The following is a 14,601-nucleotide window of genomic DNA, read 5'->3' as shown; positions in this document are numbered from 1 at the left end:
TAACGACCTTACACCGGCCACTTGAGGCAACGGAGCCAAGGGTGATTAATCACTGTTTGCGTGTAATTACTTGCTCACCCTGTTCGGTAACCCGGAGCCAGCACCGCCGTGTCCACTCCGTAGAGCAGCAGTGGGTCTTTCAGCCAGAGGCGGTATTCCGGATCACGCAGCCGATGATCAGGAGAGCAGTCGACGCTCCATTTGCGCAGTACATAACCAGCGGTGGCACCGCGCAGGCGTAAACGCAATGCCCCACCGCTCATGCCGTAATCCATCTCAGTGATGTCCGGATACGGTTGATCCGGATGAGGCACTATCTCCAGCTCGACGATGCGCGTCCATTGGATGTCCTGACTGCTCAGCTCATGGGAGGCAGGCAATTCACCTTTAATCAAATGCGGGCGTTTGATTCGCGTGATTACGAAGTCGCGAAATTCTTGGGTTTTACGATCAAAAGCTCGCACGTGCCAACGCAGCCCTGTATCGATCAAGGCGAAAGGCACGACCTCGCGTTTGGACTTACCACTGGAAATAGAGTGGTATTCGATAGCCAGGGGGCAACCCTGATGAATAGCGCGAGTGACATTCGCCAGCACATCCAAATCAGGATTCGTCAGCCGGGAAGGAATCTCACTGAGCACCCAGGTTTTGAGGCGCAGCGGTTCGCCATCGCCAAATGCCTGAGTCAGCCACGACATGACTCTTTCTGCTGGGTAATTAAACAGCGCATGGAAATCAGCGCCCAAGACGTAGGTCTTGGCCTTGGGGTCATAGTCGATATTGCCGGGGGCTAGCTCTCTGTAAAGCGCAAAATCCCGGGTCGCTGCAGCTGACTGGATGGCAAATCGATCCACTAGATCTTGCCGTCGAATCTCTCCGACGAAACGCACACGCAGCTCTATAAAAGCCAGGCGATCGCGCTGTGGCTGAGCGAGCTCTGCAAGAGGGGTTATGGGCGTCATATGAGTTAGGGGCACTTGATCTGAGCGTTAGGCGGATCTTATTGCACGCCTTAGGCGTACGTCTATATTTGCATTTTACAAGCATTATGGTAATCATTTTGATTACTTAATCTTTCGTGACAAAGGGAATGTAAGCCGTGCCCTGATCGTGACGATTCGGTATCGCCCAGCCACTGCCCCTAGAACTCTGGCGCGCCCTGGACCTCTGCTAAATAGAGGTCATCAAAGCAGGCCTCGCCAAATCTCGTTGTGCTCAATGACCTGGACAAACGCCCGTGCGCTTAACCCTCCAGGATAAAGCGATGCAGGCTCTTCCTCTTCTTCCTGATCAAACGCCCTCAGGTAATGCTGCTCATCGCGCAAGGCCACTTCAATGACTTCGCGCGACACGACACGAAAGCCATCAACAACCTCACCATCAAGCTCAATCGACGTGTCGACAACCCAAGCATGCAGAGCTGAAATCGATTCGTGCTCGCTGAGCCCAAGTCGGGCACGTAAATCTGAGTCAGCTTTCAAGGCCTTGATTACAGCCGGCTGTTTACGCTCCAATTGCCTGGCAGCCTTTCGCAGGGTATTCGTCCGGTGCAGCCAGACTTCGTGCGGTGTTGAGCGGATAAATCCGGACTTGACCTCTAGCAAGAGCATCACACCGTCTAGGTATGCCAGCAGATCTATCTCACCGGCATCAGGCTCTTCAGTGCTGGGCGGCTGATAGCCAACAACCACATGGAACCCCCTCTGCCTGAGCGCCTCGGCGAGCTCGTGCTCCACACGCTCGGTTTCGCCGCGTAACTCAGGCCGACGCTGCTCGACACGACGCAGGTTATTCACCGCAGCCGTCAAACTGTTCTGCCGGCCGGCAACCCAGGGAAACTGAAAGCTGTAGCGGCCGATCTTGTAAAATGGCCGTTCGTACAGTCTTGGCGTTGGCATGTTTGGCGTCTGCTTGAGCTGCGCAGACAGCGCCTGCAGATCACTGGTCCAAAACTGCAAAATTGCCTTGGCTGCATCAGCATCACCTGCAGGATGCTCATCACTGACCGTCCATGCACGGATCCGCCGAACTTTATCTGGCAGCTCCGACCAGGTCATGGGAAAGCGATTCTCTCCCTGCAACAACCCCTCAAAGGCCAAACGTCCAAGCGCCGCGATGGGATCCCCTAAGTCATCTCGGTAGCGATGATAAGGCTGCAGGTATGCCTGCTCGAAAAACGCCATGGTCAACTCGCTGGCGAGCATGGCGTGATGCAGCGAAACTTCAGCGCCATCGTTGAGCCTGACACGCTCACCTAGCCCGAAGACAACCTGTAAGTAGAGCTGGCTACGAACGGCCTTTATATAAGCGAGCTGATTGGCCTCATGGTTTTCAGCGCTGCCGATGATCTTCCCCGCCATACCTGATGCAGCAAACACCTCAACTGCACGGCGCATCCAGTAACACCAGAACAACTGGCTTTTGCGCTCGGTGCGCTGCCAACGCTGCGTGCCCTCATCGGTCTTATTGAAGATGACTGACTGCCCAGGCCTGAGCTGGTAATCACACTCATTGTCGTAGCAGAACCAGTCGATGGAACCTTCGTAGTCGATGCGCTCACGCATCGCAGCGGCCAATACAGCCACAGTTTCCAAATGAGCGGCACATTCAGCCCCCTCGCCTGGCTGAGGGAAGAGCATTGGCGACAGGTGCCGCTTCAGCGAGCGACCGAGTACTTCCTCGGATAATCGAAAATCAGATTCGGTGCAGACTTTAAGCTTGCGCAGAACTATCCGCTCGTAGACGCGCCAATCCTTGCCAGCAGGATCATCATCCACCTCGCCCAGACGGCCATAGGCCAATACACTGAGATAGGAAAGCAGCTCAAGCAGGGAGAGCGACTTGAGCTGATTTTCAGCCTGAGCGATTGCTTCATCAAAAGGTTCGAGTTGCTGCAGAAGGCGATCACAGACGCCAAAGAACTCTTGCCACGCGTCGCAGCTTAGCGTCTCCCGAAGATGTTTCCAGAGTGATGATCCGCTGCGAGTAAAAAGCTTCGAGTAGCGAATAGCCCAGCGCAATACACCAGGGTGATGAACTGCCAAATGATCCAGTAACTGCGTGCTGATCACATCATCGAAATGCAGAGCGCGCGCCAACACAAGGCTCGCAAGCTGAGCCCCCTCAAGATTGGCGGGCTCCAGCCAGAAACCAGCAGCAACCAATCCGGCCGCTCGATTACGTGCGGTGTACTTGCCTTGCGGACGCTGATCCAGAAAATCATGAAGACACTCGTCGAGTGCTCTGCCTGGGGCGAACCGATTCAGATAACCATTAAAGCGAGTCTGGTAATACTCCTGGCACCGCAGATCCTGACTCTGCACAACTGATAATCCTTCATCCGAATAGAGCCATGATCATACGGGATTGAAGTAGCCCGATCTTCTTGCACGCGAGCTCACCGGCTATGATCCGGCTAAGCGATGCAAAAGCGTGGAGCATGGATGATGCACGAAAACAAAATTCCTTTTGGTGAGCGAGATGGAATCCTGCTCCGCGCCTTTGAAGTCGAGAACGGTCTTCGCTGCAGCTGCATTTGCCCAGGCTGCCGGCAGCCACTGAATGCCGCCAACAATGGCGAAAAAGTCACCCCGCATTTTCGCCACGCTCAATCGAATGACTGCACTACAGGCTTTCGCGAGGGTGTAAGACGCGCTGCAGTTGCACTGATCGTGCAGCACAAGCAGCTCACACTCCCAGCCTTCCTCGACATAGCCAGAGCCCGTACAGCAAGCGGCCGAATGCTGGAAGAACGAGTCGAACTGGCCCCCATACTGGTCACAGCAGACTCAGTCGAACGCTTCGTTGAGCTGGATGGGTTGAGATCGACCCGAACAAGGTGCACACCAAGGCCACCGCACAACAGATCGTGGTGGCGAATCTGGATGACCTGAAGCAATGGCTTTATCAGTAGACCTAACGATAGAACCGCACGCCAACGCACTGGAGTCGGCCCGAACATTCTGGAGAATACGACCTGCAGTGAGTTTCAGAGCGCATGCGCTAGATCATCACCCATCATAAACAGCGCAGCCTCCACATGACGAGAAGTCCACTGCTCGGGCAAGGAAGCTGTTTCGCGCGCCTTTTCGATCGCAGCGTCAATTAACCAGTTCGCTCGCAGGTTCCAGGTCGCATGCTTTTGGTGGTTTCTTAAGTCACCAGAAGCCACAAAATAGCGAAAGACTTTTTCATCGGGTGATCGCTGCTTGCCGCCTGCTCTGCTTGTGTTAGCCCGCATGCACAAGAATTGAAGGTGCGGTGCGACCGTCTGCCCCTCCCGTATCGACCACTCCCGCACCAACCACGCCAATGCGGCCGCCACTCTGCTGTCGTAAATTACGAATTTGGGAAGGATTAACGAGTAAATTTTCGTCATGCCAGCATTGGAACGCAGGTTTTCGACTGCGTAGTGGGCCTTACCATTCTCTTCGGATAAAGCCTGTAACACTGGACTCAAATATGCGAGGAACTCAGCTCGGTTAGAGTCCAACCAAGCAGCATTTCCCTTGTCACGATTCCTGCCTATACGTGTGTAGACCCCACCCCATTTCATGATTGCCCGCGCCCAGTCTGCAAGCTCTTCGCTGTCAGGCAAATCTTGCGCCAAGCACTCTTGCATACCTTGCGAAAGGAAATCGAGCAGACCAGCGTTGGCTGCGAAATCCGAATGAGCTTTCAGACTTAAATTCCCCCTAGGCGTCTCGATATCGACTCGTTTGTTTGGCCACCTGTAACGTGAAAAGGCCTCACCAAGGGTCCGATCTACTCCCTCGCTGTGCTTAAAACCAACTTTCACCTCAGAGCTAATCAACTGCCCCATCCACCGTAAAAAGCCTTCCGACTTACGGAGAAATTCCGCTTTTTCCATGTCTCCCCCTTATCTAGATTCGGTGTGTACACAGCCCAAACGACAGCCAACGACACCTCAAGCACGCACAACCTTCCGAGCGGCTCTGCCCCTCTACCTCCCTTTAGCTGCTTCGCCCAGCCAGAAATCACCTAACCGCGTCGAGCGCTCGCCATAGCTCATATTGGTCTGGAAGTACTCCGCTAGCCGCTCCGCGGCCAAACGATACCCCCGCAAAGCCACATGCTGCAGCCAATACAGCGCAGTCGGCTCATCGTGAATCGGGAGGTCGTCTCGGAGCAGATAGCAGCCCAGTTCGTAGCCAGCGTCAAGATCGCCATCCTCAGCGCCTTTGCGGAACCATTCAGCAATCAGTTGAGGGGCGACGGACTCATGTTCCGACAGCTCCTGATACAGTGGACCTAGCAATCCGGCAGCAGGAATGATGCCCTGCTCGTAAGCTTGCTGGTAATACTCTGCGGCAAGTGCCAAGTCAACGGCGACACCTTTCCCGTAGTAGTACTGTTCGGCCAAGTTAAATAGCGCGTCACCTGATCCGGCGGTTGCCGCCAGCTTGAACAAACGGCGCGCCCTAGCATGATCCGCGGGCAGCATACGTCCATTGAGCCAAAGCCACCCCAAATCGTTGAGCGCATCGCAATCATCGGCTAGTGCCCTCTCGCGCAGCGCTAAGTAACACAGGCGAAACTCATCCGGCTCAACTACCCGCCGCAATGGCGAAAGGTCACTGATCTGGCGAAACATTTCGCCATACGGCAAGGAGCCTTGCGGCTGAATCTCGGCAGCGCGTAGTGAGGGCATTCCAATGCCTGCATACAGGCATCGGAACTCGTCCATCGGTTCTAGGGCAAGCGCCTCGACTCGCGGCAACAGGGATTCCAGCAGATTGATCACGCTGAGTGATTCGGACATCCTTTATCCCCCTAGTCTTTCAAATTGGTTAGGTTTGAATGGACGCTGGCGCGTCTGAACTTAACCAATGCTTCCACGGAGTGCCGACAATAATTGTCGCTAAGGACCTACTCTGATGCGCCACATCGACGACCAGCCTAGGGCGATGACGACCCTGGAGCGCCGCAACCTGGTTCTGGAACTCATTCCTTATGCCGGCAAGGGCACTATTACCAAGAGCGATGTCTACCTGAAAGCGCTAGACATGCTTCCAGGAAGCTCGTTCTGCGAGCGCACCATCGAGCGCGATCTCAAGGCATTCTGCGAAAGTGGCAAAATCGAGGATCTTGGGCCAGCCGCTGACGGATCCAAGCAATGGCAGCGCATCGAGCAAGCGCCCTCCGCCGTCTCACCGCGGGATGGGCAACTCAAGTCGGCCAAGGTCGCCCTCGGCATGGTCATGCTGATGGAGCATGCCAGCCACTTGATCCATGAGGCTGCGCTGAAGGATTTGCAAGAGCATTACCAGCAGTCAAAGCACCTGCTGAACAAACTGCATCCTTTGGAAGGGCGCTGGCTCAACAAGGTGGTCACTGGCACACAACACGTGCAGCTGCTACCGGCACCTATCAACGAAGGCTTCCTGCATGAAGTCCAACAGGCCCTGATCGAAGGCTATCAACTGGAAATCCGCTACTACTCGCGACGCAGCCAAGCGGAAAAAACCAAAGTTATCAGTCCGCTGGGGCTGTCCTACCAGGACTCCAGCATCTACGTGGTTTGCCTGGAAGCCGATGTGCCTGAAGTGCGGACACTACCGCTTCACCGCTTCCGCGCGATCAAGCCCCTCGAGGCTCGGCTGGTGAGAGAGCCGAGTAACTTCGACCTGCGCCAGCATGTCCAGCGCATCCTCGTCGAGGACCAACCTATCCATCTGAAGATGCGCATCAGCCCAACCTTGCGCGACCGGCTGGACGAGAGCGAAACACCATTGTCCAGAAGCCAGCGCCTTACCCCACAACACGACGGCTGGTGGATGCTTGAGTGCGAAACCGAGTACACCCAAGGACTGAAGTGGTGGGTTCTAAGCCATGGCGCAACGCTTGAAATACTAGAGCCGCCCTCCCTGCGACAAGCAATCGCTACCGCGGCGCATGCGATGGCGGGACTTTATGCGGACCAAAGGGGGTCAGCGACATAGGCTGTCGTGACCGGAACCTAGCCTGGACTCTCAATCAAGCAGGAGTCCAGACATCATGAAAACTTATTCAGCATTTCTGCAGCGCGTTGAGCCCAACGCCGGCCCTCAGGCTAACTTCACCATCACCGTTCAGGCCGTGACGTCGGCCATGGCCAAAGCCACTGCCGAGGCCCAGTACCCTGGCTACAAATGCATTAACGCTCCGACCCAGGTTCGCTGAAGGAGGAGCGACGCGTGGCAACCCAACCTGCGAATTCACGGCGCCGGCACAGAACAAGGCCAAACGACTACTTGTACCCGCTGATCGAGAGCGGCGAGCTGTTCACCCAGCCTTCAAGACTGAACGTGCCCCCACATCCGGGGTTTCTCTACGAACAGATGGCATGCACCAGTATCGGCCTGGTGGCTCCGACCGAAGCTCACGCCCATGCTTGGCTGCAACGAATACTCGCCGACTGCGAATCAGTTGTGGCAACAACCCCTTATTGCTTGCAAAGCCTCACCCTGCACGCTTTTGGCTGGGAAGATGCCATACCTGAGGGCATGCACTTTCACGAGACGCATGTTGTGGAGGCTGATCAACTCACTCACGAGCGATTGGCACACTGGCAATCTCGATCTGACCTACTGAGCCTCCACTTTAGTGGGAACAGGCCCTCACTCGGCGACCCCAACCCGAAATGTTTCTTCTGGCCGGATGGCAGAGAGTCCACGACACGCTTTCTGGCAAATCTGCTTATCGCCTTGGATCAGCGCGAACTCATAAAGCTGGATTGGGCGACCTATGCCAGCTTGTTTCCTGGCGGCAGGCGTTGCTGGGCGAATCACAGTAAAGGGGGACTACCTGTAGCGGTCCTGGGCTATCCGGGCAGTGCGTCAACACAGGGCTCGCCGAAGCCAATTCGCAGCGCTTTCATGCTCATCGACTATGGCGACACATTTAGCCTCGGCGAGTACGCCACAGCCTGCGACCAGTTAACCAGTCGGCTAACTACGGAAGGCCACATCTATGTTGCACTCCGCTACGCACCTGCATGCGACACGAGCCGGTACTGGCTCCTGCTGAGCGATGACCTCGACAGCAAGGAGCTCAGTTGAGTTAGCACTCACGACCGTAGCCGTCCCACACTGTAGAAGGCATCCCGGTTGAGCAGGATCAGCAGGTGATAATGCGGTCGCTGAGCCACCTCTCCGGCCCAGACGTAACGGCCCCTGAAGTCATGTGCGTACGGACAGCGCTTACGTGCCCTGATGCGGTGGTGCTCGATCTTGGCCTTAAACGACTCGATGAACCGACTGATGACTTCGTTGGTGTAGGCGTACTCAGGCAGATCGATACCCGCTGGTAGACGACCATCGGCCAGCCAGGACGCCACAGGCATAGCGCTTGCGCCCGGCACGCTGGTAACCCATCGGATTACCAGCGCGAGCTTGAGCTACCAACCCAACCTACCTGATGAGTTACGCTCGCCGGGGAGTGGACCGATTAGTCGCCCCGGAAACCTTTCTTGCCTGCCCCTTGCGCAAGCAGCGAGCGCCTACCGGCTTGAGCCTCAGATGTTGATCATTCTTGACCAGGTAACGCATGACGTAATGCACATTACCCCGAGCATTCAGATCCTTTCTGTGGATTAAGCCGATCCCCAACCTGTCTTGGTATTTTTCTTTTTCGAGGTTGCAGTTGTTGAAGTGGCCCAGACCACGGGTAATACGCTCCCACAGCTCACCGATCCGCTGCGCCCTGTAGATATCAGCACTCACCTGAGCACCGCTGAAGAAGAAGGCAGCATGGATGTGATACCCCCGATCCTCCCCTTGCTCAACGCTGCATATGTAGCCGGTCTCATGGTCGAAAAGCAGGTTACGCTCACGCTCAGCAATCAGCCGACTCAGGTCGTCGAAAACGTGTTCCACACGCAACCTCGCTTGCGCCTCTTTACGGTAATACAGATCAACCCTGATCACGCAGGTACGGGCGTAACGACTATGTACGGCATCAACGTAGCGACAGACTTCGATCTCCTGCTTAATCGCTTGGTAACGCTGATCGTGTTCCCAGCGCTTGTATCGCTTTTTGGTGAGAAGCGTTCGGACGTGCTTGGTCAGTTCGTTCAACGTCTCGCTGGTGCTCAGATAGCGCGCTTCACCTTCGTTCAAGCAGGTAATGCCGCATGGGCTGCGTTCAATCCCAATGGCCTGGCAGGCCTCCCGAAAAAGGCTCAAGTGCCAGCTGTACTGATACTCCTTGTCACTTTCGAACAAGGCGACCATCTGCTCGACCCCATCGAAGTATTTTGACAGCCTGGTTGCATTGACCTGCTCATCTCCATGCTTCGAGTAAGTGATTCGGAAGGCTTGGCTATCTGTACGCTGAATGGCGTTGATGAGTCGCTCAATCCGGATAGCGATATCGGACTGTGAGCGGTAGGTGTAGCTGTTTCGTTCGGTCATCGTTGTGTACCTGATTGGTTGTTCTCATATCAGGTGTGTGTTGTGTATTTTTTAATCGATGACCTATCCCATTGGCGGGTTAGTAGTGGCTGTGTTGCTATCAATGCTCAGGCTATTGATTGGTTATAACTTGATAGTCTATAGCTATTAGCTATATAACTAGATCCCGACCCGAGATCTAGTGACCATCCCTGCCTGGCAAGTCAATGGGGAGCAACATTGCCTTGCTAGGCGCGTGAATTCACAAACGCATTCAGGGAGAGTTAGCTGAGAATCCCTGGTACACACGCCGGCATAAACGCCATGACTGACCAAAGCCAGTCATGGCGTAGCAGGTTAATTGCTGCTGACCATTTCCAGACGACCAGCCCGGCTTGAGGCATCCGCAGCCAGGTCGCGCTCCTCGATCTTTGCCAAGATCCAATCACAGACCTCGCTGTGGACCCAGCCGACGCAACGATCTCCAAGCGAGACTGTCGCTGGAAACGTGCCTTCCCCGATGTACTTGTAGATGGTTGACCGTGCTAAGCCGGTCGATTCGATGACTTCTTTCAGACGGATGATCCTCATGAACGTGGTCCTCCTGTTCGTTCAGAGGATTGGGGGACTGTGTGAAAAAATACGGCTCCGCTCACTGCATCACTTGATCCGCTGCGCCCTTCGCGACCAAGCCTATCGGCGCCTAGCTGTGATCTCTCAGTAGGTTGTTCACTCGGAGCGTACCCGGAGAATTGGAGGCGCCAACCAAACCAAACCTCCGAGAGCCCCGAATGAACATGCACCAAAATGCCCGATTGACTCGCCATGGTCGAGAGCTGCTGGTACGCCGCATCACTGAGCATGGCCTGCGTCCCATTGAAGCCGCACAAGCTTCCGGGGTCAGTGCGCGAACTGCGTACAAATGGCTCAAGCGCTATCGAGAAGAGGGCTGGGCCGGTTTGCAGGATCGCTCCTCCCGTCCCGCTCACTGCCCGCACGCCCTCCCTGCGACGCTCGCTGAACAGGTCGTCGAGCGCCGCCGTCAGCGGCAAACTTACCGTAGATCAGTCTGGCGCTGGGTATCGGCCACAGCACCGTTGCCCGCCTGTTGCGCCGAACAGGTCTGAATCGGCTGTCAGCTCTAGAGCCCGCCAAGCCTGTGGTGCGCTACGAATACTCCCGGCCGGGTGGATTGTTGCACCTGGACATCAAGAAGCTCGGTCGTTTCCGGCAGCCGGGACATCGAGTGACCGGCGACAGGCAGGTCAGCTCTCGCGGGATCGGCTGGGAGTATGTCCATGTGGCGATCGACGATGCATCGAGGATCGCCTTCAGTGCCATATATGCGGATGAGCGTGGCCGCAGTGCCTGTGCCTTTCTGATCCAAGCCCTGCGTTACTACGCCAGCCTTGGCATACGGATCGAGCGCGTGATGACCGACAACGGCGCATGCTGCAAGTCGGGAAGATTCAGGCGTCTGTGCCGGCGGCTCGGGCTTTGCCATCTGCGCACGAAGCCATACACCCCGCGCACCAACGGCAAGGCCGAGCGTTTCATCCAGACAAGCCTGCGCGAGTGGGCCTATGCACGTGCCTATGAAAGCTCCGAGCAACGCGCCGCGCACTTGCCACTCTGGCTACACCAGTACAACTGGCATAGGCCACATGCCAGTCACGACTACCGGCCTCCAATCAGTCGGCTTGCTTCTGTGAACAACCTAGTGGGTTTACACACCTAGCCAGTTCTCTGGCCAGCGAGGACGCGGCAGCTAAATTCTTGCGACCTCGCACGATCCATTGATCAGTGCTTCACGTACCTGGATGCGACCAACCTCCATCGTCCTACACCCCAAAGGCTCGAAACGAGCGTGCCTCGGTCAGTCGCTCGTGGCGATAGGGGCACTGCCCCCCCCGCATTTAGCTGATCCGGTGAACACAGCCGATAGACCTCGATAGTGTGCTGCCGACTTTTCCTCAACTCGATACCACCTCCCACTGCGCCTTGCTTTTGCCAAGGAGCACGAGCAACGCATGCATTGCGCGTCCGAGGCAGGAGCGCGACAGAATCGGCATCACTACCCACATGGTCAGCTCCCCACAGATCGATATGAAATTAATAGCGCAAGCATCGCGTACAGCAAAAAAGCACTCACATTTAGCTAAACACCTTAAAATATCTGGTATACGCAAGGTTACAGATTCATAGAATACACATAGAATATCTATAAACTGTTGGTATAACCAAAATAGAAAAGCAATAGAGCGCAAGTAAATTCAACCTATAATTTTCTATAATAGCAATCATCAGATAGTATTTAATAATTAGAAATTATTTTTTAATAGGACTTACACATGGCTATTACAGTTGATGGTGAAGAGCGCGACACTCTGAGCTTCCTGCTTGATGAACCATTCCACGACAGGCGTCGTGACATCTGGCTGTGGCTCAAGCTGTACCTAGAGAAAAAAGCCGACTTTGATACCGCCACCTGCAATGGCAGCACCATGAGGGATGAAATCGCTCGCTTTCTGAACCGAAACCCTCGCCTCCTCAAGGACATTAATCCGACGGGGGACCGCGCCCTGCTCCCTGGTGAATGCCTGAAGTGGATTGAGGAGGATGAACGCCAGTATCAATGGCTACTTCACAGCATTGAGGACATCACCGATTTGAATCCCCCAAGCGGGCTGCCTCGACTGGTACATCTCAGCAGAAGAGATCATCTGATCGCCATGCTTGATCTCTGGGATATCGAAATCGAAAAGAAGGAAGAGGCCGTCGAAAACTTGCGCGACGCCTGGCTTAATCACAAGGCAAGAGACAGTGACTACGAGTGGTTCGCAGACAAAAAGGAAGGCGCCAAACGCTGCAAATGCGCCAGAGAGTGGCTGGAGAAAAACCGACGCACCTTGTCGACAAGGCTCCCCCCCTTCAGCAATTACAAAGAACTTCTGCTGCACTTCGACGAGGCGAATCTTGGCCCGTACGAACAGAAAGCCATGATCCAGGAGATCAAGAGGCAGTGGAATCGCCAGCAGTTCGACGAGCGCAATTCTGACAAGAAGCAGGTCAACGTCATGCTATCGAAATCAGTGATTGCCCAACTCGACGAGCTGGTCAAGCAACACAAAATAAAGCGAGCTCAAATCGTGGAGAAACTGGTAAGAATGGAAGCTGACACTGGCATGTACTTAGCCGAAGACTAAAAGCATGTAGAGGTAGTGACCACCTCAGCGAACCAAGACAAGCCCCCCGCCTTAACGGACTCCACCACCCGCATCCGACATTGCAATGCAGGAGCACCTCACCCAGCCACCCAAGAAATCAAAAAACCGGGTACAAGGCCGGGTACGCAAATCGTCGAAATTCGAGCAAGCCACCATAACAAGCGGCCTATCAGCCAACACTTACCGTTTAACGTCTAAGCGCTTGATCGCGCGCATAAAATTTCGCCAACAGGCTTGACAGCAAAGCCCCATACGAGAATAATGCGCGCCACTCGGCTACGTAGCTCAGCTGGTTAGAGCATAGCATTCATAATGCTGGGGTCCGGGGTTCAAGTCCCTGCGTAGCCACCAAACAAAACAAGGGTTTAGCGAAAGCTAAGCCCTTTTTTGTTTTCCGAAGTGACTACCAAGTGACTACGGCGTGCCTACTCCCTGCGACATCTTCGCGACATCTGCCTGAAGCTTTTCAAGCTGAAGCTTTGCTATCTGAAGCTGAATCCTCGAGGTCTCGTCCACCACTGGCTGCACGTCTGTATGCCATTTTCGAAAGCCATAAAACATCCCGCAAATCGCAAGCCCAATTAAGACCCCCAAAGCTTTATTGAAAAAGCCTCTATTTGACGTGGCGACTTCAAGCTTCCGCTCCAAAAGGGCCTTACGAAGCTCTTGTGGAGGAGTAAGCCCCTCCTGCTGCCTGAGTGCTTCCACCTCTTCTAAGTTTTCAAAGACTAGGTCGTTGATGGACTGCTGAACGTAGAGCAGTGAGCCGACAGAAAAAATGAACAGCAGCAGCGAGAACAACGCATAAAACTTGAAGATGTTATCGGTAGGTACCGGAAGCTTGCTTTCCATGTCGAGCCTTTGAGCTGAGGAAGGGGGAGAGACTAAGTATTCATTCCGCTTGAGAACGGATCATAGGCTAAAGCACAACGCTCTAACCTACTGGCACCACTGGCTCTCACACGGAACACCATCATAGTCTCCATCCATCTGCGTTCCAGGGCAGTTCTTGAGGAAGTACGTGGCCTCCTCACAGGAACGCATCTGTGAACAATGAGTTCGACCATCACAACTATAAGAAGATGCCGTCGAGGCAGATAATGCAGTCGATGGCGATCTAGCGTTACTGAAAGCATCCGTAATCACTGGGCTGCTCAACACGCTACCATCGCTACCGATGTTCGATATGACAGGGCTATTGGATAGCTTCGGGTAGTACTGCCACACAGCAAAACCAATCGCGACAATCAAAAGCAGCTTTTTCATTCCGTAGACTCAAAGATTCCTATTTCGGTGCAGGCCAGCTCTACGCCAATCGCTTAAGCAAATTTCATCCGTGAGCCGCTAGCGGTTCAATCTCATGCTCGATCTCTTCGCCATTCGCAGCGAAGGTAGTGGCCAATGCGTACTCGGTCTGAAGGTTCATCCAGAACTGAGCGGACGTATCAAAATAGCGACCTAGGCGGATGGCCATATCAGCAGTGATGCCGCGACGTTCCCGCACAATGTCATTTACGGTCGGGGCGGACACATGCAGAGCGCGAGCAAGCGCAGCGGGCGTAATCGCCAACGGTTCCAGAAACTCTTCGCGTAGGATCTCGCCCGGATGGATGGGGCGCATTCCGTTAATTGCCATGGTGCGACCTCCTCAGTGGTAATCGACGATTTCAACGTTTGTCGGCCCTGCATCTGTCCACTCAAAACAGATACGAAACTGACCGTTTATCCTGATGCTGTACTGACCAGCCCGGTTACCGTGTAATGCCTCAAGCCTGTTACCCGGTGGGGACCTCAAGTCTCGAAGCTCAACTGCAGCATGCAACATGGCTAGTTTTCTAGTTGCGACACCCAGGAAGCTTCTCCATCGTCGCGAATCGCCTGTTTCAAACAGAGCCTGCGTTTCCGCACATCTGAAATTCAGGATCACGCTTTAATCCTTAACGTTAAGCGTTATAAACCATACTACACCATAGTAATGGGCA

At 54.6% G+C, this 14,601-nt stretch carries 16 protein-coding genes, 1 tRNA gene and 1 pseudogene; 6 read left to right on the top strand and 12 right to left on the bottom strand.

What is annotated here, in order from left to right:
• Positions 1 to 74: 74 nt before the first annotated feature.
• From FBY03_RS18895 to FBY03_RS18870, 5 genes are all read right to left on the bottom strand, one after another.
• Positions 75 to 962 carry a WYL domain-containing protein gene (locus tag FBY03_RS18895; RefSeq protein WP_147173898.1) on the bottom strand — a complete coding sequence of 296 codons (888 nt, stop codon included), beginning with the start codon at positions 960 to 962 and terminating at the stop codon, positions 75 to 77.
• A gap of 222 nt (positions 963 to 1,184) precedes the next feature.
• A complete protein-coding gene (locus FBY03_RS18890) occupies positions 1,185 to 3,323 on the bottom strand; it encodes an NERD domain-containing protein (RefSeq protein ID WP_147173897.1) in 2,139 nt (712 codons plus the stop codon).
• Between the two features lie 81 nt (positions 3,324 to 3,404).
• Positions 3,405 to 3,680 carry a hypothetical protein gene (locus tag FBY03_RS18885; RefSeq protein WP_147173896.1) on the bottom strand — a complete coding sequence of 92 codons (276 nt, stop codon included), beginning with the start codon at positions 3,678 to 3,680 and terminating at the stop codon, positions 3,405 to 3,407.
• Between the two features lie 308 nt (positions 3,681 to 3,988).
• Positions 3,989 to 4,870 (bottom strand): hypothetical protein, encoded by an 882-nt coding sequence (locus FBY03_RS18875; protein ID WP_147173895.1) that lies wholly within the window; start codon positions 4,868 to 4,870, stop codon positions 3,989 to 3,991.
• Positions 4,871 to 4,963: 93 nt separating this feature from the next.
• The gene (locus FBY03_RS18870; protein WP_147173894.1) at positions 4,964 to 5,782 is read right to left on the bottom strand and encodes a tetratricopeptide repeat protein; all 819 of its coding nucleotides are present in this window, start codon (positions 5,780 to 5,782) and stop codon (positions 4,964 to 4,966) included.
• Between the two features lie 115 nt (positions 5,783 to 5,897).
• On the opposite strand from FBY03_RS18870, the gene FBY03_RS18865 reads away from it, so the two are divergent.
• The 3 genes from FBY03_RS18865 (at position 5,898) to FBY03_RS18860 (ending at position 8,060) form a co-directional block, all read left to right on the top strand.
• Positions 5,898 to 6,962 carry a YafY family protein gene (locus FBY03_RS18865; RefSeq protein WP_147173893.1) on the top strand — a complete coding sequence of 355 codons (1,065 nt, stop codon included), beginning with the start codon at positions 5,898 to 5,900 and terminating at the stop codon, positions 6,960 to 6,962.
• Positions 6,963 to 7,017: 55 nt separating this feature from the next.
• Positions 7,018 to 7,182 carry a hypothetical protein gene (locus tag FBY03_RS23080; protein ID WP_178090705.1) on the top strand — a complete coding sequence of 55 codons (165 nt, stop codon included), beginning with the start codon at positions 7,018 to 7,020 and terminating at the stop codon, positions 7,180 to 7,182.
• 71 nt (positions 7,183 to 7,253) lie between these two features.
• On the top strand, positions 7,254 to 8,060 hold the full coding sequence (locus FBY03_RS18860; RefSeq protein ID WP_147173892.1) for a hypothetical protein: 807 nt from the start codon (positions 7,254 to 7,256) through the stop codon (positions 8,058 to 8,060).
• Positions 8,061 to 8,068: 8 nt separating this feature from the next.
• Here FBY03_RS18860 and FBY03_RS18855 read toward each other — a convergent pair whose 3' ends face one another.
• The 3 genes from FBY03_RS18855 to FBY03_RS18845 all read right to left on the bottom strand — a co-directional run bounded on the left by FBY03_RS18855 (position 8,069) and on the right by FBY03_RS18845 (position 9,983).
• Positions 8,069 to 8,344 (bottom strand): inovirus-type Gp2 protein, encoded by a 276-nt coding sequence (locus FBY03_RS18855; protein ID WP_147173891.1) that lies wholly within the window; start codon positions 8,342 to 8,344, stop codon positions 8,069 to 8,071.
• A gap of 79 nt (positions 8,345 to 8,423) precedes the next feature.
• The gene (locus tag FBY03_RS18850) at positions 8,424 to 9,413 is read right to left on the bottom strand and encodes an inovirus-type Gp2 protein (RefSeq protein ID WP_147173890.1); all 990 of its coding nucleotides are present in this window, start codon (positions 9,411 to 9,413) and stop codon (positions 8,424 to 8,426) included.
• A 336-nt stretch (positions 9,414 to 9,749) separates the two neighbouring features.
• Entirely contained in the window at positions 9,750 to 9,983 is a 234-nt protein-coding gene (locus FBY03_RS18845; RefSeq protein ID WP_147173889.1) for an AlpA family transcriptional regulator, read from the bottom strand.
• A 200-nt stretch (positions 9,984 to 10,183) separates the two neighbouring features.
• Between FBY03_RS18845 and FBY03_RS18840 the strand changes: the two are divergent.
• The 3 genes and pseudogenes from FBY03_RS18840 (at position 10,184) to FBY03_RS18830 (ending at position 12,970) form a co-directional block, all read left to right on the top strand.
• Positions 10,184 to 11,130 (top strand): annotated as a pseudogene (locus tag FBY03_RS18840) (IS481 family transposase).
• A gap of 613 nt (positions 11,131 to 11,743) precedes the next feature.
• Complete coding sequence (locus tag FBY03_RS18835) at positions 11,744 to 12,598, top strand: hypothetical protein (RefSeq protein WP_147173888.1); 855 nt, start codon at positions 11,744 to 11,746, stop codon at positions 12,596 to 12,598.
• Positions 12,599 to 12,893: 295 nt separating this feature from the next.
• Positions 12,894 to 12,970: transfer RNA gene (locus FBY03_RS18830), tRNA-Met, on the top strand.
• A 63-nt stretch (positions 12,971 to 13,033) separates the two neighbouring features.
• Here the strand turns inward: FBY03_RS18830 and FBY03_RS18825 are convergent.
• The 4 genes from FBY03_RS18825 to FBY03_RS18810 form a co-directional block, all read right to left on the bottom strand.
• Positions 13,034 to 13,471, bottom strand: a complete 438-nt coding sequence (locus FBY03_RS18825; protein ID WP_147173887.1) for a hypothetical protein — start codon at positions 13,469 to 13,471, stop codon at positions 13,034 to 13,036.
• Between the two features lie 87 nt (positions 13,472 to 13,558).
• Positions 13,559 to 13,885, bottom strand: coding sequence for an excalibur calcium-binding domain-containing protein (locus FBY03_RS18820; protein ID WP_147173886.1), 327 nt, complete (start codon positions 13,883 to 13,885; stop codon positions 13,559 to 13,561).
• 64 nt (positions 13,886 to 13,949) lie between these two features.
• Positions 13,950 to 14,255, bottom strand: a complete 306-nt coding sequence (locus tag FBY03_RS18815; RefSeq protein ID WP_147173885.1) for a HigA family addiction module antitoxin — start codon at positions 14,253 to 14,255, stop codon at positions 13,950 to 13,952.
• Positions 14,256 to 14,267: 12 nt separating this feature from the next.
• Positions 14,268 to 14,546 (bottom strand): type II toxin-antitoxin system RelE/ParE family toxin, encoded by a 279-nt coding sequence (locus tag FBY03_RS18810; RefSeq protein WP_147173884.1) that lies wholly within the window; start codon positions 14,544 to 14,546, stop codon positions 14,268 to 14,270.
• Between the last annotated feature and the right edge of the window lie 55 nt (positions 14,547 to 14,601).

The sequence above is a fragment of the Pseudomonas sp. SJZ079 genome, assembly GCF_007993865.1.
In the GTDB taxonomy this organism is placed as follows: domain Bacteria; phylum Pseudomonadota; class Gammaproteobacteria; order Pseudomonadales; family Pseudomonadaceae; genus Aquipseudomonas.
The sequence above is the reverse complement of the archived record's forward strand: the minus strand, read 5'-3'. Positions and strand labels throughout refer to the sequence as shown.